This is a genomic window from Corallococcus sp. RDP092CA (genome assembly GCF_041903675.1).
Lineage (GTDB): Bacteria > Myxococcota > Myxococcia > Myxococcales > Myxococcaceae > Corallococcus.
In genome coordinates, this window is the sequence record NZ_JAYESI010000020.1 from 1 (window position 1) to 20,810 (window position 20,810).

General features: G+C 71.7%; 19 protein-coding genes. 5 read left to right on the top strand and 14 right to left on the bottom strand.

What is annotated here, in order from left to right; all coding sequences use genetic code 11:
- The coding region (gene ftsY / locus U8525_RS21215) for a signal recognition particle-docking protein FtsY (protein ID WP_374268107.1) at positions 1–1,404 on the top strand (1,404 nt) is incomplete at its 5' end.
- A 12-nt stretch (positions 1,405–1,416) separates the two neighbouring features.
- Here the strand turns inward: ftsY and U8525_RS21220 are convergent.
- Entirely contained in the window at positions 1,417–3,243 is a 1,827-nt protein-coding gene (locus tag U8525_RS21220; RefSeq protein WP_374268108.1) for a M1 family aminopeptidase, read from the bottom strand.
- Positions 3,244–3,294: 51 nt separating this feature from the next.
- Between U8525_RS21220 and U8525_RS21225 the strand changes: the two genes are divergently transcribed.
- Positions 3,295–3,891, top strand: coding sequence for a hypothetical protein (locus tag U8525_RS21225; RefSeq protein ID WP_374268109.1), 597 nt, complete (start codon positions 3,295–3,297; stop codon positions 3,889–3,891).
- Between the two features lie 51 nt (positions 3,892–3,942).
- Here U8525_RS21225 and U8525_RS21230 read toward each other — a convergent pair whose 3' ends face one another.
- Complete coding sequence (locus tag U8525_RS21230; protein ID WP_374268110.1) at positions 3,943–4,962, bottom strand: PEGA domain-containing protein; 1,020 nt, start codon at positions 4,960–4,962, stop codon at positions 3,943–3,945.
- A gap of 83 nt (positions 4,963–5,045) precedes the next feature.
- Between U8525_RS21230 and U8525_RS21235 the strand changes: the two genes are divergently transcribed.
- Positions 5,046–5,573, top strand: coding sequence for a hypothetical protein (locus U8525_RS21235; RefSeq protein ID WP_374268111.1), 528 nt, complete (start codon positions 5,046–5,048; stop codon positions 5,571–5,573).
- Positions 5,574–5,668: 95 nt separating this feature from the next.
- Here U8525_RS21235 and U8525_RS21240 read toward each other — a convergent pair whose 3' ends face one another.
- The 10 genes from U8525_RS21240 to U8525_RS21285 all read right to left on the bottom strand — a co-directional run bounded on the left by U8525_RS21240 (position 5,669) and on the right by U8525_RS21285 (position 16,838).
- Positions 5,669–7,192 carry a cellulose synthase family protein gene (locus U8525_RS21240; protein WP_374268112.1) on the bottom strand — a complete coding sequence of 508 codons (1,524 nt, stop codon included), beginning with the start codon at positions 7,190–7,192 and terminating at the stop codon, positions 5,669–5,671.
- Positions 7,193–7,532: 340 nt separating this feature from the next.
- A complete protein-coding gene (locus tag U8525_RS21245) occupies positions 7,533–8,507 on the bottom strand; it encodes a D-alanine--D-alanine ligase (protein WP_374268113.1) in 975 nt (324 codons plus the stop codon).
- Between the two features lie 313 nt (positions 8,508–8,820).
- Positions 8,821–9,123: a hypothetical protein gene (locus tag U8525_RS21250; protein ID WP_374268114.1), complete on the bottom strand. Its 303-nt coding sequence runs from the start codon at positions 9,121–9,123 to the stop codon at positions 8,821–8,823.
- Between the two features lie 2 nt (positions 9,124–9,125).
- Positions 9,126–11,000: a PEGA domain-containing protein gene (locus U8525_RS21255; protein ID WP_374268115.1), complete on the bottom strand. Its 1,875-nt coding sequence runs from the start codon at positions 10,998–11,000 to the stop codon at positions 9,126–9,128.
- A 67-nt stretch (positions 11,001–11,067) separates the two neighbouring features.
- Positions 11,068–12,414 carry a S41 family peptidase gene (locus tag U8525_RS21260; RefSeq protein ID WP_374268116.1) on the bottom strand — a complete coding sequence of 449 codons (1,347 nt, stop codon included), beginning with the start codon at positions 12,412–12,414 and terminating at the stop codon, positions 11,068–11,070.
- A gap of 84 nt (positions 12,415–12,498) precedes the next feature.
- The gene (locus U8525_RS21265; protein WP_374268117.1) at positions 12,499–13,359 is read right to left on the bottom strand and encodes an alpha/beta fold hydrolase; all 861 of its coding nucleotides are present in this window, start codon (positions 13,357–13,359) and stop codon (positions 12,499–12,501) included.
- An 82-nt stretch (positions 13,360–13,441) separates the two neighbouring features.
- A complete protein-coding gene (locus U8525_RS21270) occupies positions 13,442–14,578 on the bottom strand; it encodes a murein hydrolase activator EnvC (RefSeq protein WP_374268118.1) in 1,137 nt (378 codons plus the stop codon).
- The gene (locus tag U8525_RS21275; protein WP_374268119.1) at positions 14,575–15,477 is read right to left on the bottom strand and encodes a cell division protein FtsX; all 903 of its coding nucleotides are present in this window, start codon (positions 15,475–15,477) and stop codon (positions 14,575–14,577) included. The genes U8525_RS21270 and U8525_RS21275 overlap by 4 nt, the downstream gene beginning before the upstream one ends.
- On the bottom strand, positions 15,474–16,166 hold the full coding sequence (gene ftsE, locus U8525_RS21280) for a cell division ATP-binding protein FtsE (RefSeq protein ID WP_374268120.1): 693 nt from the start codon (positions 16,164–16,166) through the stop codon (positions 15,474–15,476). Before ftsE ends, U8525_RS21275 begins: the two co-directional genes overlap by 4 nt.
- Before the next feature lie 102 nt (positions 16,167–16,268).
- Entirely contained in the window at positions 16,269–16,838 is a 570-nt protein-coding gene (locus tag U8525_RS21285; RefSeq protein WP_374268121.1) for a hypothetical protein, read from the bottom strand.
- Positions 16,839–17,105: 267 nt separating this feature from the next.
- Here U8525_RS21285 and carF point away from each other — a divergent pair, with 267 nt between their 5' ends.
- The gene (gene carF / locus U8525_RS21290; RefSeq protein WP_374268122.1) at positions 17,106–17,963 is read left to right on the top strand and encodes a plasmanylethanolamine desaturase; all 858 of its coding nucleotides are present in this window, start codon (positions 17,106–17,108) and stop codon (positions 17,961–17,963) included.
- A 37-nt stretch (positions 17,964–18,000) separates the two neighbouring features.
- Here the strand turns inward: carF and murI are convergent, their stop codons facing one another.
- Entirely contained in the window at positions 18,001–18,816 is an 816-nt protein-coding gene (gene murI / locus U8525_RS21295) for a glutamate racemase (RefSeq protein ID WP_374268123.1), read from the bottom strand.
- A gap of 111 nt (positions 18,817–18,927) precedes the next feature.
- On the bottom strand, positions 18,928–19,938 hold the full coding sequence (locus tag U8525_RS21300) for a hypothetical protein (RefSeq protein WP_374268124.1): 1,011 nt from the start codon (positions 19,936–19,938) through the stop codon (positions 18,928–18,930).
- Between the two features lie 155 nt (positions 19,939–20,093).
- Between U8525_RS21300 and U8525_RS21305 the strand changes: the two genes are divergently transcribed.
- Positions 20,094–20,810: a MotA/TolQ/ExbB proton channel family protein gene (locus U8525_RS21305; protein WP_374268125.1), complete on the top strand. Its 717-nt coding sequence runs from the start codon at positions 20,094–20,096 to the stop codon at positions 20,808–20,810.

The window sequence follows — 20,810 nt, forward strand, 5'->3', positions numbered from 1 at the left end:
GCGGCCGTCTTCGTCGTCCTGGCGCTCGTCGCGGCCCGGAAGCTCTTCGGCAGGAAGCGCGCGCCGGAAGCCCCCGGGAAGCCCGAAGCCGAGGTGCCCCAACTGCCCGAGGAGCGCCCCGAGCTGCGCGTGGAGCTGCCGCCCAACGAGGCGGAGCTCGCCCGACGCCAGGAGCTGGATGACGCCCACGCCCGCATGGACGAGCTGCGCCGCCTGCGCGAGACGGCCTCGTTCGCCGCCCACGACGCGAAGGACGCGGCGGAGAAGGCCCGGCTGGAGGCGGAGGTCCGCGCCCTCAAGGAGCGCGAGGAGGAGGCCAAGCGCGTCGAGTACCGCGCCAAGAAGGCCCTCGACGAAGAGACGCGCGAGCGCCGCAAGCGGGAGCAGGCCGAGGCGGTGCGCCTGCGCGAGGAGGCCGCCCAGGCGGAGGCCGCCCAGGCGGAGGCCGCCCGTCAGGCGGAGGCCGCCGCGGCGCGCGCCAAGGTGGAGGCCGAGGGCGGCCGCACGCTGGCGCAGGGCCTGGACCGCACGAAGAACCAGGGCTTCATGGCGCGGCTCAACGGCCTCTTCGGTGGCCAGCGCACCATGGACGAGTCCGTCCTGTCGGAGCTGGAGGAGATCCTCTTCACCGCCGACATCGGCGTGCGGACCGCGGACCACCTGGTGGAGGTAGCGCGCGACAAGCTCAAGCGCGCGGAGCTGAAGGACCCGGAGCGCATCAAGGGCGCCATCCGCGACGAGGTGGCGCGCATGGTGGACCTGCCCGTGCCCCGCTCGCTGGAAGGCGGAGGCCCGCCGCACGTGGTGATGGTGGTGGGCGTCAACGGCGCCGGCAAGACGACGACCATCGGCAAGCTGTCCGCGAAGCTCACCGGCGAGGGCAAGAAGGTGGTGCTCGCCGCGGGCGACACCTTCCGCGCCGCCGCCACGGAGCAGCTGGACGTGTGGGCCGAGCGCGCGGGCGCCCAGCTGGTGAAGGGCCCGGAGAACGGCGACCCGAGCGCCGTCATCTTCGAGGCGGTGAAGAAGGCCCAGACGGAGGGCGCGGACGTCATCATCGCGGACACCGCGGGCCGGCTGCACACCAAGGCCCCGCTCATGGAGGAGCTCAAGAAGGTCAAGCGCGTGATGGACAAGGCGCTGCCCGGCGCCCCCCACGAGGTGCTGCTCGTGCTGGACTCCACCAACGGGCAGAACGCCATCCAGCAGGCCAAGCAGTTCCACGAGGCCGTGGGCGTCACCGCCATCGCGCTCACCAAGCTGGACGGCACCGCCAAGGGCGGCGTCATCATCGGCATCTGCGACGAGCTGAAGCTGCCCGTGGTCTGGGTGGGCGTGGGCGAGAAGATCGCCGACCTGCGCCGCTTCGAGCCGCGCGAGTTCGTGCAGGCGCTGTTCGACTGAAGCGGCCCCGCCCTACTGCCCCATGAGCTGGGGCAGCAGCTGCTCCAGGAGCTGCTGCGTCTGGGCATCCAGCTTCACGCCGCCCAGGCCGCCGCCCATGGCCTCCATCAGCCCCTGGAGGTCCGCCGCGCCCAGGTCCTCGTCGCCGTGGGCCTCCTCCCACCAGCGCGTGCGCAGCCGCGTGAGCGCCTTCGCGTTCGCGGGGCTCGCCTTCGCCAGCTCCTGCGTGAAGCACGCCTTGCACGCCCACTTGAAGCGGTACGTGTCCACGTAGGCGCGCAGGGCCTTGAAGAAGGCGCTGTCCCCCACGAGCTTGCGCGACGCGTGGTGCAGCAGCGGCGCCTTGCCGTACACGAGCGCGCCGTACTCCAGCTCGCCGCCGTCGAAGTCACCCGTGGGCCGGTCCGCGCGGCCGTCGCTGCCGCCCGCCATCCGGAAGAACTGGTAGGGCATCACCAGGGCTTCGTTGCGCAAGGACTCGGCGGCCTCCGGGCCGTGGACCCACTCCATGTAGAGGAGCGCCGCGTACTGGGCCAGGGACTCGTCCACCACCGGATCGTGGATGGGGTCCGAGCCCACGAGCCCCGCGAAGTACTGGTGCGCCACCTCGTGCGCCACGGTGAACTCCAGCGTGCGCTCCAGCGACGCGCCCACCTGGGCGCCCACCTGCGCCAGCATGCCCGCGCCCTGCGCGTCCAGCATCTCCTGGAAGGCCTCCATGCCGGGCATGCCCACCAGCATCGACAGCGGGTCCTGCTTCGCGCGGTAGAGGGACGTGCCCACCGTCACCAGCCCGGGGAACTCCATGCCGCCCGCGCCGCCGCTCAGGGGCGCCTGCACCACGCGGAAGTGGGTGTAGGGCAAGGGGCCCAGCCGCTTCTCGAACTCCGTCAGGGCCTGCGACGCGTACTTGAGCACGCGCTTGCCCACCGCCGCGTCCTGCGCCGCGAAGTGGCTCTCCACCGTGACGCCGCTCACCGTGGCCGTGGCGGACTGGTAGCCGCGCGTCACCAGCACCGGGAAGTCGCGCACCGCCGCCGCCGCGAAGCTGTAGCGCACCCGGCCGTCGCGCTCCGGCACCGCCCCCATGGGCGTCCCGGTGGCGTGCGCCGCCCACCCCGCCGGCACGGTGAGCGTGGCCAGCACGTGCGCGGGCTCGTACAGCGCCAGGTCCCCCGTGCCCTGCGGGCCCGCCCACGGCTGCCCCTGGTCATCCACCGGGGGCACCTGCGGCACCACGCCCACCAGGCTCACCACGTCCGCCGTGGCGGAGAAGGCCCCGTGGTCATCCGCGCCGCCCTTCGCGCCGCCCCCCAGCAGTCCGCCCGCGCCCAGCAGTGACTCCGCGCCCGGCGCCGCCTTGGGCACCGTGCCCTTCACCGCGACCTCCAGCGCCACCTTGCCGCCCGGGGCCACCGGCGGCTCCACCGCGATGCGTTGCAGCGTGGGCTCCGGCCCCACCTCCAGCGCCACGGCCTTCCCGTTGAGCTTCGCGCCGGACAGCGTCACCTGGCGGGAGCGGGTGTTGGGCGTCAGCCGCAGGTACAGCTCCGTCACCGGCCGGGGCCCCTTCGCCACCAGCTCCACCTGCACCTTGCCCCAGACGCGCCGCTCCTTCGGCTCCACCTCCAGCTGCACGCGGTAGAGCGGCACGGACTCCAGCGGACCCAGCGCCCGCGCGGCCCGATCCCGCTCCTCCGGCTTCAGGTGCTGGAGGCACAGCTGCACCTCCGGCGCCACGCTGGCCGCGCCGGGGACGGCGGGGGCGGGAGGAGGGGCCGCGGCCCCAGGGCTCGCGACCAGCGCGCACAGCAGCCACCATCCGGGGAGGGTCCGCATGGGAGGCATGCTAATTGACCCCGTCCGGGGCCGCTCGCTACAAGCCTCCGGGTGCGCCACTCGCGAACGTTGACCCTCTCCGCCGCCGCGCTGAGCCTCCTGGCCTGCGCGAAGCAGGTTCCCCCGTCCACCGCCGCCGCGCCGCCCGAGCCGCGCTCGGTGCAGTTGCTGAGCGCCACGCCCGAGCGAGAGACCGCGCGCCTGGAGGCGAAGCGCGAGGACGTAGAGGTGGACACGCGCGAGGGTGAGCGCACGCCGCGCGTCGTCGCCACCGGCGAGACGCCGCAGCTGCTGCTGGACGGCGCCAAGGCCCAGCTCTGCGGAGACGCGGCCTGCACGCAGGGCTTCTCCGTGGACAACTTCCTCCTGCTGGAGGTGCTGGACACGAAGGGGAAGGTGTCGCGCCGCGCCGCCGTGGGCTTCGCGGACAGCGTCTTCATCGGCAACGAGCAGGTGGACAACGTGGGCCGGCGCGCCTTCAGCTTCGAGCCCAACGAGGTGGACGTCACCGCCCTGCTGCCGGAGTCCGAGCCCTTCCGCCTCCGCGCCACCGCGCTGGACTACTGGGGCGTGGGCCGCGTGACCAACGTCTTCCTCCGGCTGGAGCCCGGCGCGGGCCGCGCCGAGGACGACCTGCGAGGCCACTGAACGCGGCCCCGGTGGGTCCGGGCGGGCGCGGAGGGCGCACGCCCCGCGCGGTCAGAAGCGCACGCCGTTCGCGGGCAGGGCCGGGCGCAGGCTGGAGAAGCCAATCTGGCCGTCGCAACCCCCCTCGCCACAGACGGCCTCAGGGCTGAGTTCCGCCGGGCTCCGGGTCGCCGCGTAGGCCCCGGCGCCCGCCGCGGCGGCCACCACGCCCACGCCCACCCAGACGTACCACTTCTGGTACCAGGACTTGCTGGTGCTCTCCTTCACCTCCGGCGGCTGCTCGGCGCCCAGCGCCAGCCCGGGCTGGTCCATCGGCTCCAGGGACTTCGAGGGCTCCAGCACCGTCGAGCGAGGCGTGTCGCCCGCCTGCGCCACCGACGCGGTGGTGTCGGCGGAGGGACGCAGGCGCCCCTCCACGACGTAGAGCTGGCCGGCGCGCACGTTGATGTTCTTCACGTCCTTGAGCCCCGGCCCGCGGAACTCGATTTCGTGCGGCCCCTGGGTCAAGGGGTGGTTGTCGATGGGGGCGAGGCCCACGCGCGCCCCGTCCACGAACACCACCACGCGAGGCACGTCCGCGCGCAGGGTGGCGAAGCCCGTGGCCGCGTCCAGCGCGATGAGCAGCTCCGTCGTCAGGCCCGGCGCCAGCGTCACCTGCTGGTTGAACTCCAGATAGTTCTGGCGGCGGGCGATGACGATGTGCTCCCCCGGCGTCAGCTCCAGCGGTGTCTGGGGGTTCACCTCCTGGCCGTCCACCGTCACCTTTGCGCCACGCGCGTTGCTGCCCAGCTTGAGCGCGAGCGTGGCCTTCTGCGGCGTCGTGTCCTCGGCGGTGGCCGTCGCGGCGTTCTTGCCCGCCTTGCCCTTGCGCGCGCCCACCTTCTCCTTCTTGGGCGGCGTCTTGCGCTTCACCGTCGTCTTCGCCGGCTTCGCCGGCTTGGGCTTGGCCTTGGACTTGGTGGGCGGCGGCGTTGAAGGCCCCAGGAGCTCATCGATGTCCTGGGCGAACGCCGCGGACGGCAGCGCCAGGGTGGCGACGAGCGACAGGATGGCGAAGCGGCGGAGACTCATGTCGGTCCGAAGGTTAGAGAGTCACCCCAGGGGAAGCAAACACCGTCCCACCGGGCCGTCCGTTGGGAGAATATCCGCGCCCCATGCACCGCGCCCTCGTCACCCTCCCCCTTGGCCTCTGTGTCCTCTCGCTCACGGCCTGTCCGGGCAAGGCCCCGCCCCGGGTGGAGACCGCCACGGCCTCCACGCCGCCGCCCATCCACGTGCCGCCCGGGTGTGAGCAGGACCAGTCCGGCGACTACCACCACGCGCAAAACCCGGCCTTCCGGTACCTGGGCCAGGACGACGGCCGCACCCTGTCGCTCGCGGTGGTGCGCGCGTGGGCGGATGGGGGCGTGGAGTCCCCGGACGCGGGGTCCGTGGGCATCGTCCTCACCCGCACGCCGGAGGGCTTCGTGGGCGAGACGCGCGCCACCGGCTTCAGCGCCTCCGGCACGCCCTGCCCCGTCACCTTCCCCACGGAGGCCGTGGCCTGCACCGACGCCGGCCTCACGCTGAGGGCCGCGTCCAGCACCGCCATCGACGAGGGCTGCCGCCCCGCCACCTCCGGCCCCGCCCCGGTGCGCCAGGAACAGGTGCTGCTGCGCGGCGCGCCCGACGCGGGCCTGTAGCCCCACGGGGAAAAGCACCGCGCCGCCCTCCCCGCCCTGTGAATCCAGGTGGGAAGCGACGGCGCGAAGGGGAAGCGCGAAGCGGTGCCGGGGACTCAGGCCGCCTGGCGCGGCTGCTCCTCGGAGGACGTCACGGCGGGGGCGGCCTCGGCCACCTTCGCCTTGCCGGCCAGGCCCTGGAGCAGGCTGGACACGCCCACGTAGAGGAAGCCCGCCAGGAACAGGATGATGAAGGGCACCGACGTGTAGATGCGCGAGTCGATGGCGAACCACAGCGCCCCGGTGAAGTAGGCGGCGAAGAGCAGCTCCACCACCGGCATCAGCGTCTTGCTGCCCCGGTAGCTCTTCTTCACGGCCTTGACGCTCTTGCCCTCCGCGCCCGTCTTCGGCGTGCGCGCGAAGCCCGACTGCTGGTTGAGCAGCGCCTCGCCCACGGCCTTCGCGTTGTTGATGGCCAGGCCGATGCCCAGGCTCATCAGGAAGGGCAGGTACTTGAAGCGATCCCACCCCTTCACGCCGCGCTCGCGCTGGGCGGCCACGTAGAAGACGCAGACGCTGGCCGTGGCCGTGATGAAGAAGGGCAGGTCCAGGAACAGCGTGCCGTACAGGCCGTGCTGGAAGCGCACCACCATGCTGATGGGCATCAGCACGGACAGGAGCACCATCAACAGGTAGGCCATGTTGTTGGTGAGGTGGAAGAAGGCCTCGCGCTTCACCAGCAGCGGCAGGTCGCTCTTGAGGATGGTGGGCAGCAGCTTCTTCGCCGTCTGGATGGAGCCCTTGGCCCAGCGGTGCTGCTGGCTCTTGAAGGCGTTCATGTCCACGGGCACCTCCGCCGGGGAGATGACCTCCGGGAGGAACACGAACTGCCAGCCCTTCAGCTGGGCGCGGTAGGACAGGTCCAGGTCCTCCGTGAGCGTGTCGTGCTGCCAGCCGCCCGCGTCGGCGATGGTGGTGCGGCGCCAGATGCCCGCAGTGCCGTTGAAGTTGAAGAAGCAGCCGGCGCGGTTGCGCGCGGTGTGCTCGATGATGAAGTGCCCGTCCAGGAAGATGCTCTGCGCCTGCGTGAGGATGCTGAACTCACGGTTCAGGTGGCCCCAGCGCACCTGCACCATGCCCACCTTCGCGTCCGCGAAGAACGGCACCGTGCGCATCAGGAAGTCGGGGCTCGGGACGAAGTCCGCGTCGAACACCGCCACGTACTCGCCCGTGGCCAGCTTGAGGCCGTTCTCCAGCGCGCCCGCCTTGAAGCCCTGGCGGTTGACGCGGTGGATGTAGACGATGTCGTGGCCCTTCTGCCGGTGGCGCTCCACGCACGCGCGCGCGATGGCGCACGTCTCGTCCGTGGAGTCGTCCAGCACCTGGATCTCCAGCAGCTCGCGCGGGTAGTCGATGCGGCACACCGACTCCACCAAGCGCTCCACCACGTACATCTCGTTGAAGATGGGCAGCTGGATGGTGACCCTGGGCAGCGCCTTCAGCGTGCCGTTGGGCGTCGGCAGCTTGAACTTGTGGCGGTAATACAGAAACGCCATGCGGTAGCGGTGAGAGCCGTAGACCCCCAGCACGCTCAGCAGGCTGAAATAGACAGCCAGGAAGATGATCTCGACGGTGGTCATCAGTGACGCTCAGCCCCTCCCGCTGGCCCTGTCGCCAGCGGTCCTACCAGACGTGGCGGCATGCCAACCGACCGCTCACGCTGACCGCCGCCTGTGGGTCTGCTGAGCCCCGCCCCGTATGTGCCCGTAAAGACAGGGCTTTGACCTTCCGGCTACTGATCGCCGGCGGACAATAGGGAGCCACCCGGGTCGTGTCAAACTATTCCCCGGATTCGAGAGGCTTTGAAAGGCGATTTTAACGCAGGATGTCACCCCTTTCTTCCCTGCGTCAGGGCGAGGCTGGGGACCTTCACGGCCCCGGCTGGAGACGACGTCCCGGGTGCTCCGAGCGATGGAGGACCTAGCGGGCGGCGCGCAGGGGCACGGGCACCACCGGCGTGACGGCAGGGCCTTCCGCCACGTGGGACTCGTCACGGGTGGCGAGCTCCAGCACGCCCTGCACCAGCGCCGGGAAGTCCAGGCCCGCCCGGGCGGCAATCTTCGGCAGGAGGCTGGTGGGGGTGAAGCCCGGCAGGGTGTTCACCTCCAGGACGACGTCGTTCTCCGTGTCCGAGCACATCAGGTCCACGCGGCCGTAGCCCCGGCAGCCCAGGGCGCGGTACGCCGCGAGCGCGAGCGCCTCCACGTTGACGCGGCGCGTGTCGGACAGGCGGGGCGGGAGGAAGTACTGGGCGCCGCCCTTGTACTTGGCCTCGTAGTCGAAGCCCTCGCGCGGGTAGGACACCTCGCAGCTGCCCAGCACGCGGTCGCCGAGGATGCCCACGGTCACCTCCTGGCCCTGGACGAAGCGCTCCACCAGGGCCTCGCCGCCGAAGCGGCACGCCTGGGCCACCGCGGGCACCAGCGCCCCGGCGTCGTGCACCACGGACAGGCCCACGGACGAGCCGCCCTTCGCGGGCTTCACCACGCAGGGGAAGCCGCTGTCGCCGTGCAGCGCGAGCGCGCGCTCCGCGTCCTCGCGGGCCACGCGGTAGCCCCGGGGCGAGGCCAGGTTGTGCAGTTGGAAGAGCTTCTTCGCCATGGGCTTGTCCATGGCCAGCGCGGAGGCCAGCACGCCGGAGCCGGTGTAGGGAAGCTCCAGCAGCTCCAGCAGGCCCTGCACGCGGCCGTCCTCGCCCATGCGGCCGTGCAGCGCGATGAAGGCCACGTCGAGGTCCGCCGCGCGCAGCGCCCGGTCCAGGCCGGGGCCCGCGAAGACGCGGGTGACGGCGTGGCCCAGGGTCTCCAGGGCCGCCACCACGGCCTCCCCCGTCTTGAGCGAAACCTCCCGCTCCTCGCCCCACCCGCCCATCAGCACTCCCACGCGCTTGCCCATGTCGATGATGCCTCCTTGGGCCCGCGTCAGAGCACGGATGATGCCACGCACCGGCGGTCCGCTCCGGCGCGGACGTCGCGTGCAGGTGGCTGGAATGACGGGGGTTTCGCGGTGGCGCGCGGACAGGCAGCCGTGTCCGGGGGGACACGGCGCGGCCCGGCGGCCACGTGCGAGGGTGTTCACAGGGTGCCGCGCCCGGGGTCCCTGAAGGCAGGGACCCCACAGGCGCGGCGGCGGCAGGCCAGGACGCGGCCCGCCGGGAGAGGCCCGGTCCGGTGCGGTGACCGGTGACGCGGGCCTGGCGAGGGGAGCGTCAGCCCTCGCCGCCGTCCTCGGGCAGGAGCCCGCCGTCCGGCAGGCCGGCGTCCGTGTCGTCACCCGCGTCGGACGTGCCGGCGTCGGACGTGCCGGCATCGGCTGTGCCCGCGTCGGACGTGCCCGCGTCGGAGGGAGTGCCGTCCTCGGCCGTGCAGACCTCGTCGCGGCAGACGTAGCCCTCCAGGCACTGGCCCCGGTCACAGGGCTGCCCTTCGGGGTCGAAGCTCACGAGCAGGCTGCAGGCGGACAGGCCCATGACGAGGGCCGAGGGAACGATGAGCGATGAAAGGCGGCGCATGGCTAGTAGTTCCGGAGATCGTCTTCGTCGAGCTTGGGACGCTTCTTCTCTTCCTCGCGCTTGCGCCGGGCCTCTTCCTCCGCCTTGCGCTTCGCCTCCTCCTCCGCCTTGCGCTTCGCCTCCTCCTCCTGCTTGCGCCGGGCCTCCTCTTCCTTCTGGCGCCGCTCCTCCTCGTGCTTGAGGCGGGCCGCCTCCTCGCGCTGGCGCCTCGCTTCGGCCTCGCGCTCCTTGCGCGTCATCTTCTTCGCGGGCTGGGAGGGCGGCGGCTGCGGGGGCGGCTCGAAGATGGGGGGCGGGGGCGTGGTCTCCGGTGCCGGCTCGGGGGCCGGCGTGGACGTGGCGTTCGCCTTGGGGGCCGGCTCCTCCGTCTTGGCGGCGGGCGGGGGCGGCATGGGCAGCGCCTCGTCCATGGGCTTCGCCTCCGCGGCCGGCGCGGCGCGCGCGGACGTCGCGGGGGCGCTGGACGACGAGCCCCCACCCTTCTTGTAGAACGCCAGGTAGCTGCCGGCGCCCGCGGACACCAGGCCCGCCAGCACGCCGATGTCCGCCACCAGCGCGTACGTCTTGCCGGTGCTCTTCAGGTCGTCCGCGCGCGAGCTGCCCTGCGGCGCGGTCTTGAACGCGTCCGCCTTGGAGGAGGCCTCCAGGCCGAAGTAGATGCCGCCCGCCAGGAGCGCCACGCCCGTGGCCAGCAGCACGTAGCCCGCGGTGCGGCGGCTCACGACGCCACCGCTGGAGAAGTGCTTCACCGGCTTGCCGTTGACGCGCGCCGCGTCCTGGGCGACGAGCCCCGTCAGGAGCGCCTCGGAGCCCGTGGCCATGGCGTCACCGCGCGGCACCTGGCCCAGCGCGTAGGCCTGGTTGTGGCCGTCCGCCACGTCCATGCGCAGGCCCGTGACGGTCAGCGGCGCGTTGCCCGGGCCGCCGCGCACCATCAGCGCCAGCACCTGCGGCACGCCCGCGAGCACGCCCAGCTCCTGCAGCGCCTGGTCGCGCTCCTCGCCGTCGGGGTTCTTCGCGATGCGCTCCACGAGCGCGGCGTAGCGCTGCTGCACCGGCAGCTTCGTGAGCGTGAAGGACGCCTCGCCCTCGCGCGCGCGCCCCTCCATCACCCCGTAGCCCGGCGCCACCAGCGTCACGTAGTGGTCCGCGCGCGTGAGGCCCGTGAGCTCCAGCGGGGACACGCCCCGGTAGGTGCCGTCCACGAACACCTGCGCGGGCCCCGGCTGCGTGCGCAGGTGCAGCGCGGCCTGCGCGCCGTCCAGCTGCGCCTTGCGCTCCTTCTCCACGAACGCCATGGTCTCGGGCGGGAAGTAGTTGGGGTTGAAGGTGGCGCGCGGATCCACCGCGAGCACGGCGCGCATCTCCAGCTCCGCGGCCTTGTTCTCCCCGTTGGCCACCTGCGTGGCGGCCTTCATCACCCGCGCACGGCTGAGCAGCGGGAACGCGCGCGACAGGTCCGACTGCTCGTAGGCGCGCACCGCCTTGTCGAAGCTCTGGAGCGCCTTCACGGTGTCCAGCTCGTCGTACGCCTTCGCGCCTTCCTTGAACGAGGCGTTGCCTTCCACCGCCTTCTCCTGGCGGGTGCTCGCGCCCTGGGCATCCAGCGCGTCCGCCAGCCGGACCAGCTCCAGCCGGCCGGAGCGGGCCACGGCCTGCTCCGCCCAGTGCGTCAGCGCCAGCGCCTCCCCCTCGAGCGAGGCATCCACGGGAATGGCCACCACCGCCACGCGGGGGCCCGCCGCCGCAGGCAGCGTTCGCGGCATCAGCCGCAGCGATACGTGTTGCTGCTGCGCGGCCGCGGGGCCCACGGCCAGCATTCCCACCAGCCAGCCACTGAGCGTCGCGTGCAGCGCGCGATTGAAAGGACGTCGCATCCGGTCTCCCTCGTTGCTGTGCGCATTACACGCACTGCGCAGCGGAACGCCAGCCTCGAAAGGGGTTTCAGCGACCCGCGGTGCTCCCGGAGGTCCGGGACGCGGACCCTGGCGCCAACCCATGGAGGTAGTTGAGCGCCACCTTCAGCTGTGGATCCGCGAGCTTCGCCGTCACCGCCCAGTCCTTCAGGTTCGCGGGCAGTGTCCGGGGCGGGGCCGCGACCTCCGACGTCGTCTGGGACGGCTCCGCCTTGAAGTGGCGCCGCAGGTCCTTCTCCCGGGGTGCGTCGCTTCCCGCCTTGCCGGAGGAGTCCTCCGGTACCAGGAAGTCCGGAGTGATGCCCTTCTCCTGGATGCTGCGGCCCTTGGGCGTGTAGTAGCGCGCGATGGTGAGCTTCAGGCCGGAGCCGTCCTCCAGCTCGATGATGGTCTGCACGCTGCCCTTGCCGAACGTCTGCGTGCCCATGATGACCGCGCGGCCATGGTCCTGGAGCGCGCCCGCGACGATCTCGGACGCGGAGGCGCTGCCCGCGTTGACCAGGACGACCATCGGGTAGTCCTTCTCCGTGTCGCGGTCGCGGCTCCGCTCCTCGGAGGCGTTGCGTCCGTCGCGCCCGCGCGTGGACACGATGGGCAGGTTGCCCGGCAGGAAGCGGTCGCTCATGGCCACGGCCTGATCCAACAGGCCGCCGGGGTTGTTGCGCAGGTCCAGCACCAGCCCGTCCAGCTCCTTGCCGCCGTTGAGCGCGCGCAGCCGGTCCAGCTCCTTCTTCAGCGACAGGTCCGTGCGGTCCTGGAAGTTCTTCACCTTCACGTGGCCGATGCCGTCGTAGAGCGCGCCCTCCACGGACACGATGCGGATGTGGTCGCGCAGGATGGCCAGCTCCCGGGGCGCGTTGAAGCCCGCGCGCATGAGCGTGAGCAGCACGCGCCCACCCGCGGGCCCGCGCATCTTCTGGAGCGCGCGCGCCAGGTCCATGCCCTGGGTGCTCTCACCGTCGATGGCCAGCAGCTCGTCCCCGGCCTTGATGCCGGCGCGCGCCGCGGGCGTGTCGTCGATGGGCGCCACCACCACCAGCCGGTCGCCCTTGCGCGCGATCTCGATGCCCAGGCCGCCGAACTCGCCGGACGTGTCGATCTTCATCTCCCGGAAGATCTCCGGCGGCATGAAGACCGTGTGCGGATCCAACGTGTCGAGCATCCCCTGGATGGCGCCCTGGATGAGCGTCTTGCGGTCCACGCTCTCCACGTAGTTGTTCTCCACGTAGGAGAGCACCCGCGCGAAGAGCTCCAGCTGACGGTACGCGGACTCCTCCCGGCCGGCCGCGTCCCCCGGCTTCTGCGCGAGCGCGGGCGCCCCCCACAGGAGGAGCGCGGCGAGTCCCAGGCGCCACGGCTTCGGGAAACGGGTCACGGGAGCGCGTCCTCGGGGGTCGGATGGAAGGGGCCGTCGCAAGGCCCCTGAGTCTACACCCGACCCGCCGGACGATTCCCGCCCTTAGAGCCCGGCCCGGTCCGCGAAGCCCACCAGGTGGGACACGAACGCGTCCGGCCGCTCCATCTGCGGCACGTGGCCAAAGCCCTCCACCACGTGCACCTCCGCCTGGGCGGGCAGGTGCTGCCGGTACCAGGCGAGGATTTCCGGAGGCAGCAGCCGCTCGCTGCCGCCCCAGAGGAAGAGCACCGGCATCTTCAAATCCCGCACCGCCTGGGGCGCGATGCTCGCCTGCGTCGCGAGCGCGTCCGCCGCCAGCGCCTGCACCGTGGGCGTCGTGTAGAGGCTGCGCAGCGCCGGCGCGAGCAGCAGCGCCCCCAAGGGCGGGCGGTGGAAGAGCTTGCGCGTCAGGGCGCGGACGTCCGCGCTCGACTTCACCGCGAAGTGACCCAGGAGCGCCGCCAGCGCCTGGGGCGTCAGCTCCGCGCCCGCGGGGGCCGCCAGCGCCAGCGCCTTCACCCGGGCGGGATGCTCGGCGGCCAGGTTGACGGCCATGGCCCCGCCCAGCGAGTTGCCCACCACGAGGGCGGGCGTCTTCACCACCGTCTCGAAGTAGCCGCGCAGCACGTCGAAGTGGCCCTGCACGCAGATGGGGCCGCCGCAGTACTCGCCGGAGAAGCCGTGGCCCGGCAGGTCCGGCGCGAGCACCCGCGAGAAGCGCTTGCCCAGCCCGTGGAGCGTGCGCCCGAAGCCGCTGGCGGACCCGGCCAGCCCGTGCACCAGCACCACCGGCGGCCCCTTGCCCTGCCCCTCCAGCGCGTAGTGGTGCACCGTCTGACCACCGACGTCCACCGTCTCCGACGTCACACCCCGCGCCACCAGCACACGGCGCATCGCCTCCTGCATCCCACCCATCAGGTCCATGCGAGGGCCTCCTTCGTCCACCGACGACCACCGGGTTCTAACGCCCCCGCATCTTGGACGCAGCGCATCAAAACAGACAGTGTCAGGGCGGTCTGGCGGCGTCGGGGGCGGGGGCCAGCCAGGGGGCGGGGTCGATGGCCTGCCCGGCGCGGCGGACCTCGAAGTACAGGTAGGCGCCCTTGAGGGAGCCGGTGTCCCCCACTTCGCCCACCACGTCGCCCGGGGCCACGCGCGCGCCCACGGCGACGGCGATGGTGGAGAGGTGGGCGACGAGCGTGTGGAAGTCATCGCCGTGGTCGACGATGAGCAGGTTGCCGTAGCCGCGCAGCCAGCCCGCGTAGACGACGGTGCCCTCGGCCACCGAGTGCACGGGGGTGCCCGCCGGGGCGCGGATGTCCACGCCCTTCTGCACGGTGACGGTGTTGAAGCGCGGGTTCACCACGCGGCCGAAGCCCACCTCCACGATGCCGGCCACGGGCCGGGGCAGCTTGCCTTTCAGGGCGCCGAAGCCGCTGGTCGCGGGGGCCTCGTGCAGGTCCGCCAGCATGCGGGTGAGCTCCGCGTCCGCGCCCTCCAGCTCGCGCACGGCGCGCTTCGCCAGCTCCGCCTCGCCGGCCAGCCTCCCCACCACCTCCTCCAGCGCCTCCTGCTGCGCCTGGGCCTGCTTCGACTGCTGCTGGAGGAAGGCCACGCGCTGCGAGAGCGAGCTGTGCAGCCGCTTCAGCTCCAGCGTCGCCTGCCGCTGGAGGGTCGCCACGTGCTGCACGGTGCGCAAGAGCTCCAGGTCGCCGGCCATGCTGGCCTCCAGCGCGCGGGCGCGCCACATGAGCGCGGCGAAGTCGTCCGCGGACAGCAGCACCTCCAGCGGGCGGCGGCGCTGGAGCCGGTACAGCGTGCGCAGGCGCGGGGACAGCCGGCGCAGTTGGGCGCGCAGGGCTTCGCGCAGCACGGCCTCCTCGCGCTCCGCGAGCGCGACGCGGCGGCGGAAGAGGTTCAGGTCGCCCTCCAGCGCGCGCACGCGGCGGCGGGAGAAGGCGGCCATGTCCTCCATCAGCTCCATGCCCTCCAGCACGGACAGCTTCTTCGCCTCCACCAGGGCCAGCGTCGCGCGCTGCGCGGCCAGCTTCTCGCGGATGGCGGCGCGCTCCGCCTCCTCGGACTGCTGGGCGGACGCGGAGGCCATTCCCAGGAGCGCCATGAGCCAGACGAGCCGCCTCATACGCGCAGGAAGCGCCCCACCGCCACGAAGCTGCCGCCCAGGCCCAGCGCGCAGCCGGCCACGAGCAGCTCCAGCGCGGTGCGCGTCTCCACCCACGGCGCGGACACGCCCGGCCCCAGCAGGAACGCGAAGAGCGAGCCCAGCGTGGGCCCCATGACCCTGCCGAACAGCCACAGCCCGCCCACCGCCACCAGCGCGCCCAGCAGTCCCTGCAGGAGGCCCTCCAGCAGGAACGGCGCTTTCACGAAGCGGTCCGTGGCGCCCACCAGCTTCTGGATTTCAATCTCCTCGCGCCGCGAATAGATGGCCAGTTGGAGCGTGGCCGCCACGATGACCACGGTCGTCCCCAGCACCACCACCAGCGCCACCAGCGCCCCGAAGCTCAGCGCGCGGCCGATGGCGGACAGCCGCTCCACCGCGGCCTCGCCGTAGTCCACGCCGGTGACGCCGGGCAGCGCGCGCAGCTCCTTCGCCAGGGCCGCCAGCGCCGCGGGGGAGCGGCGCGCCTCCGGCACGCGCAGCTCCAGCGTCGCGGGCAGCGGGTTCTCCGGCAGCTCCGACAGCGCCTCGCCCAGGTCGCCCAGCTCGCGCCTGAGCCGCTGGAGCGCCGCGTCCGGCGGCACCACCGACACCTCGCCGTGGCTCAGGTCCACCACGCGCGAGTACACGCCGTGCACCTCGTCCTCGCCCAGCTGCGGCGCCAGGTAGAGCGTCACCTCCACCTCGCCGCCCAGCGACGCGAGCAGGTTGTCCACCACGTGCGACGCGCCCCGCGCCAGCCCCGCCGCGAACAGCGCGATGGCGATGGTGGACACGGCGATGAAGTGCACGAAGGGCGAGTGCCTCAGCCCCCCGGCCGCCGAGCGCCAGAAGTAGGCCGCCTTCGACAGCACGCTCATACCAGCATCCGCCGCGCCGCCTTGACGCCGTCCTCGTCGGAGACGATGAGCCCGCGCTCCAGGCGCACCGTGCGCTTCTGGTAGCGCGACAGGAGCGTGGCGTCGTGCGTGGCCACCATCACCGTGGTGCCCCGGATGTTGATGTCCGTGAGCAGGTCCATGATCTCCACCGTGAGCGCCGGATCCAGGTTGCCCGTGGGCTCGTCCGCCAGGAGGATGGTGGGGTCGTTCACCAGCGCGCGCGCGATCACCACGCGCTGCTGCTCTCCACCCGACAGCCGCAGGGGCAGCGAGTGCGCCTTGTGCTCCAGCCCCACCCGCTTAAGCATCCGGTGCACCTTCTCCCGCGCCTCCGGGCGGGGCACGCCCAGCACGTCCAGCGTGAAGCCCACGTTGTCCGCGACGGTGCGGTGGGGCAGCAGCTTGAAGTCCTGGAACACCACCCCGATGTTGCGCCGGAGGTACGGCACCGCCGACTCGCGGATGCGCGCGATGTTCTTGCCGCCCACCAATATCTGCCCCTTGGTGGCCTTCTCCCCGCAGAAGATGAGCTTGAGCAGCGTCGTCTTCCCCGCGCCGGACGGGCCGGTGAGGAAGACGAACTCGCCCTTCTCCACGTTCAGGTTGATGTCCTGCAGCACCGGCGGATCGCCGGGATACGCCTTGTAGACGTGGAAGAACTGGATCATGACCGGAGCAGCGCGGGGCCCTCCGGCGGAGCGTACCACGCCCCCGGAGCCCGCCCAGGAACGGGCCGGGCAGGCCAGACGGCGGCGCGGCGGGTGCGCGGACTACGAGGGGTCGCCCTCGCTCGCCAGGTAGCTGAGGATGACCTCGTCCAGGCTCTTCTCGGAGATGAGGTCCTCGCCGAAGAGCGTCTCCACGCCCACCTCGTTGATCCGCGGCTTCTCCTTCAGCGCGCGCGCGGCGGCGACTTCTGGAGGCAGCTGCGCGGCGGGGGCCGCGGCGGGCGGCGGAGGCGGCGTGGGCGGGCGAGGCTGCGCGGGCGCCTGCGGCGGCCTGGGCTGCGCGGCCACCTCCGCGTCCGTGGCGAGCTGCCCCGGCTGATACGAACGGACCGTGGACTCGTAGTTGTCGTACACGCCGTTGATGAGGTTGCGCAGCATCTCCTTGTGCTGCTCCTCCATCAGCTCGCGCACGACCTCCGCCAGGTTCTCCGCGTTGAGGATGTCCGCGTAGGACGTCTTCTTCGACGCGAGGATGTTCCCGCCCACGAACAGGTGGGTGATGATGTGGGGGTTGTTGACGCCCGAGTCCTCGGTCTGGACGTGGTAGACCTTCCCCTTGTGCTTGATGTTGTGATTGAAGCCGGTGACGGCTTTTTCGAAGGTTTTCGCCATTGCCGAGGTCGGGCACCGTAGCAGCGGGGTCCGGGCTTCACAAGGTAAGCGTCACGCGCTCCGCACGTCTTTTTGCGCGCGCCTGCCCGCTCCCCAGGGTGTGCGCCCGCCACCTCCCGCGACGCTCGGTGTACGGATCCACACGTGGACACCAGCCTGGCGGGCATGGGCGGCTCTGTTGAAAAGCCGAAACGCCCTGGGGTACGTAAACCCTCTGACGATCGCGCCGTCAGTCCCTCGCTCCCTGTCGCGGCCGGAACACCACCGATGAAAAAGCCGGACACCATCGCGGACAAGGTCCGCCTGCAGGACGCGCAGGCGCTCGCGCAGGGCTACTCACCCGCCATCCGCGCCATGGAGATCGCCTCCATCATCGCGTTCGTGGGCCTGGAGGGCGCGCTCGTCTACAAGCTCTGGACCACCCACCACACCGGGCCGTGGATGCTGACCCTGGCGGTGGTGCTGGGCTACCTGGCCGCGGACTTCGTGTCCGGCCTGGTCCACTGGATGGGCGACACCTGGGGCTCCACGGAGATGCCCGTCCTGGGCAAGGCGTTCATCCGCCCCTTCCGCGAGCACCACGTGGACGAGAAGGCCATCACCCGCCACGACTTCGTGGAGACCAACGGCAACAACTGCCTGGTGTCGCTGCCGGTGGCGGCGCTCGCGGTGGCCGTGCCGCTCAACGGCCCGGGCTGGGTGTTCCTGGCCGCGTTCCTGGGCGCGATGATCTTCTGGGTGATGGCGACCAACCAGTTCCACAAGTGGTCGCACCTGGACGAGCCGCCCGCGCTCATCGGCTTCCTGCAGCGCGTGCACCTCATCCTGCCGCCGGACCACCACCGCATCCACCACACGGCGCCCTTCAACCAGTACTACTGCATCACCGTGGGCTGGATGAACAAGCCGCTGAAGATGATCCACTTCTTCCCGCTGATGGAGCGGCTCATCACCTGGGCCACCGGCCAGCTGCCGCGCCAGGACGACATCGGCACGGAGGCCGCCCAGGCGCTCGTCGCCGTGGACGGCGCGCAGGAGGTGCCCGTCATCCAGGCGGCCAAGGAGCTGCTCAAGGCCTCCGCCGAGGAGCCCGCCCAGAGCGTCCCCACCCGCCCCGTGCCCTGAGAGGCACGCGGTGAGGGCCGGGCGGCCCACACCCCGGCTAGAAGCGCAGGTCCACCTGCTCCGCGGAGGGGATGGGGCGCCCCAGGAAGCGGGCCCCCACCTCCACGAAGCGCTCCGGGACGTCGGTGACGAAGAAGGCGTGCTCCGGCGCGCCCGCGGAGGCCGGCGCCAGGAGCCCCTTCTCCTCCAGCAGCACCGCCGCCGCCTCCGCCGTGGCCTCCGCCGAGTCCACCAGCGACACGTGCGGCCCCACGACCTCCGCGATGACGCCCTTGAGCAGCGGGTAGTGGGTGCAGCCCAGCACCAGCGTGTCCACGCCGTCGCGCGCGAAGCCGGCCAGGTACTCGCGGGCCACGAGCAGCGGCACGTCGCCGGTGGTCCACCCCTCTTCCGCCAGGGGCACGAAGAGCGGGCACGCCGTCGCCTTCACCGCGACCTTCGGGTCGCCCGCCTCCAGCGCCCGCTGGTACGCGCCGGAGCGCACGGTGCCCGGCGTCCCGATGACGCCCACCCCGCCGCCCCGGGTGCGCTGGAGCGCCGTGCGGGCGCCGGGTTCAATCACGCCCAGCACCGGCACCGGCAGCGCGGCCTGGAGGGCGGGGAGCGCCGCGGCGGACGCGGTGTTGCACGCCACCACCAGGAGCTTGATGCCGCGCTCCAGGAGGAACTCCGCGTTCTTCAGCGAGTAGCGGGTCACCACCTCCCCGGACTTGGTGCCGTAGGGCACCCGGGCGGTGTCCCCCAGGTAGAGCGTGCGCTCGTGGGGGAGCCGCGCCATGAGCGCCTTGAGGACCGTGAGCCCTCCGATGCCGGAGTCGAACACGCCGATGGGACCGTGGCTGTCTTGCCGCATGGAGGCAGTCCCTATCACGTTTGATGCCAACGCCCCCGGAACGCACGAAGGGCCGGAAGCCTGGAAGGCCTCCGACCCCTTCATGACGTCCGTTCCGGGTGGGCCCCGCGCCTACTGCACGCGGTCGAGCGGGACGATGCCGGCCTGCGACGCGCCCGGGAAGTCGTGGGCGTAGACGCGCACGTACGGGGCGTCGCTGCCCCGGGGCGAGATGTAGCGCCGGCCGCCCGTGCCGTTGGCCTGCATGGACACGAGGTACTCACCGGGGCGCAGGAACTCGAAGATGGCCGGGGACTCGTTGCAGCGGAACCACTGCCCCTCCTCGCCGTAGACCCACTCGCCGGTGTGCGCGTCCTGGAAGTTGACGCCCACCTCACTCACGCCGGCCATGTCGCAGTTGAGCGGGGTGGAGTTTTCGTAGAGCCGCCAGCCCACCGCGGCGCCGCCAATGGCCCAGGTGTTCGCCGTGATGGAGGCCGGGATGTTGGCCTGCGAGGTGAAGCCGCCGCCGTAGTAGTAGAGGGGGCGCTCGTAGGCGTCGACGGCGACGATCTCCAGGTAGTGCTGCCCGGGCACCAGCTCCGGCGTCTCCACGTAACGGCCCTCGCTGCCCTCGTTGCAGTTGAAGCGCGCCCATGCGCCGTCATCCACGCGGGCATCCACGTAGGCGACCCCCGCCTGGCCGCAGGTGGGGTAGGACGAGCCCGCCTCCGTCGGGAACAGCCAGTTCACGTAGGCGTAGGACGTGGAGCCCGTGCGGCCCGTGTTGAAGTTGACGGCCACCGACACGTTGCCGTCCACCGAGAAGCTGCCGCGGTACGAGTAGACCGCCACGCCGTCGTAGTCCACCGCCTGCGCCGTGAACGAGTACGTGCCGGGCGCGAAGTCGTGCAGGACGATGCCGTCGAAGCCGTTCGCCGAGCACGGATACTTGCCGTCGCCCTCGAGGATCTCGCCGTCGATGTAGATGTCGACGCCGTCGATGTCTCGCATCTGGCCGCAGGTGGCGCCGTCGAAGCTCCACGACATCCGAACGTCGCCGGGGTAGCGGTGGTCCTCGATGATGCAGCCGGTCAGGCCAGAGGTCAGGCAGAGGAATGCGGCGAGCGTTCTCGCGTTCATGGTGGGCATCCGTGGTTCGGGATGGTTGAGGTCGTTGGCCCGGAACACCCCTCCAGACGACCGGCCTCGGGAATTATTCAGTGCCGTCCAAAGCAACCGGGCGTGTGTCGGCGAGTTTGACCCACCCGAGGACGGAATGTTACGCGCTGGACCCCATGATACCCCACCTGCCCCTGGCCTTTGGCGCCATGAACTACGTGGAGATCATCCGCGACGCGTCGTTCATCGAGCTCGCGGTGCTCCTGCTCCTCATGGCCGTCTCGGTCGCCTCCTGGGCCCTCATCGCCATGAAGGCCACCCAGCTGTCGCGCGCCCGCGCTCAGTCGCTCACCTTTCTCGACACGTTCTGGAAGGCCTCCCGTCTGGAGGCCATCTATCAATCCGCCCAGAAGCTGGAGGGCTCGCCGCTGTCGAAGGTGTTCTGCGCGGGCTACGAGGAGCTGAGCAAGCTGGCGCAGGCGGGCAACAAGGAGGGCGGCGCCGAGGACGCGATGAGCGCCAAGCTGGGCGGCATTGAGAACGTGGAGCGCGCGCTCAACCGCGCGGCCACGGCGCAGATCACGGAGCTGGAGAACCGCGTGTCCTTCCTGGGCACGGTGGGCGCCGCGTCGCCGTTCGTGGGGCTGTTCGGCACGGTGATTGGCATCCTGGGCGCGTTCAACAACATCGCGGAGCAGGGCAACGCGACCCTGGCCACGGTGGCGGCGCCGGTGGGCAACGCGCTGTTCGCCACGGCGGCGGGGCTGTTCGCGGCCATCCCGGCGGTGGTCGCGTACAACTCGTTCGTCAGCCGCATCAAGGTGTTCGACACGGAGATGTCCAACTTCTCCGCGGACTTCCTCAACATCATCAAGCGGCACTTCTTCCGCTAG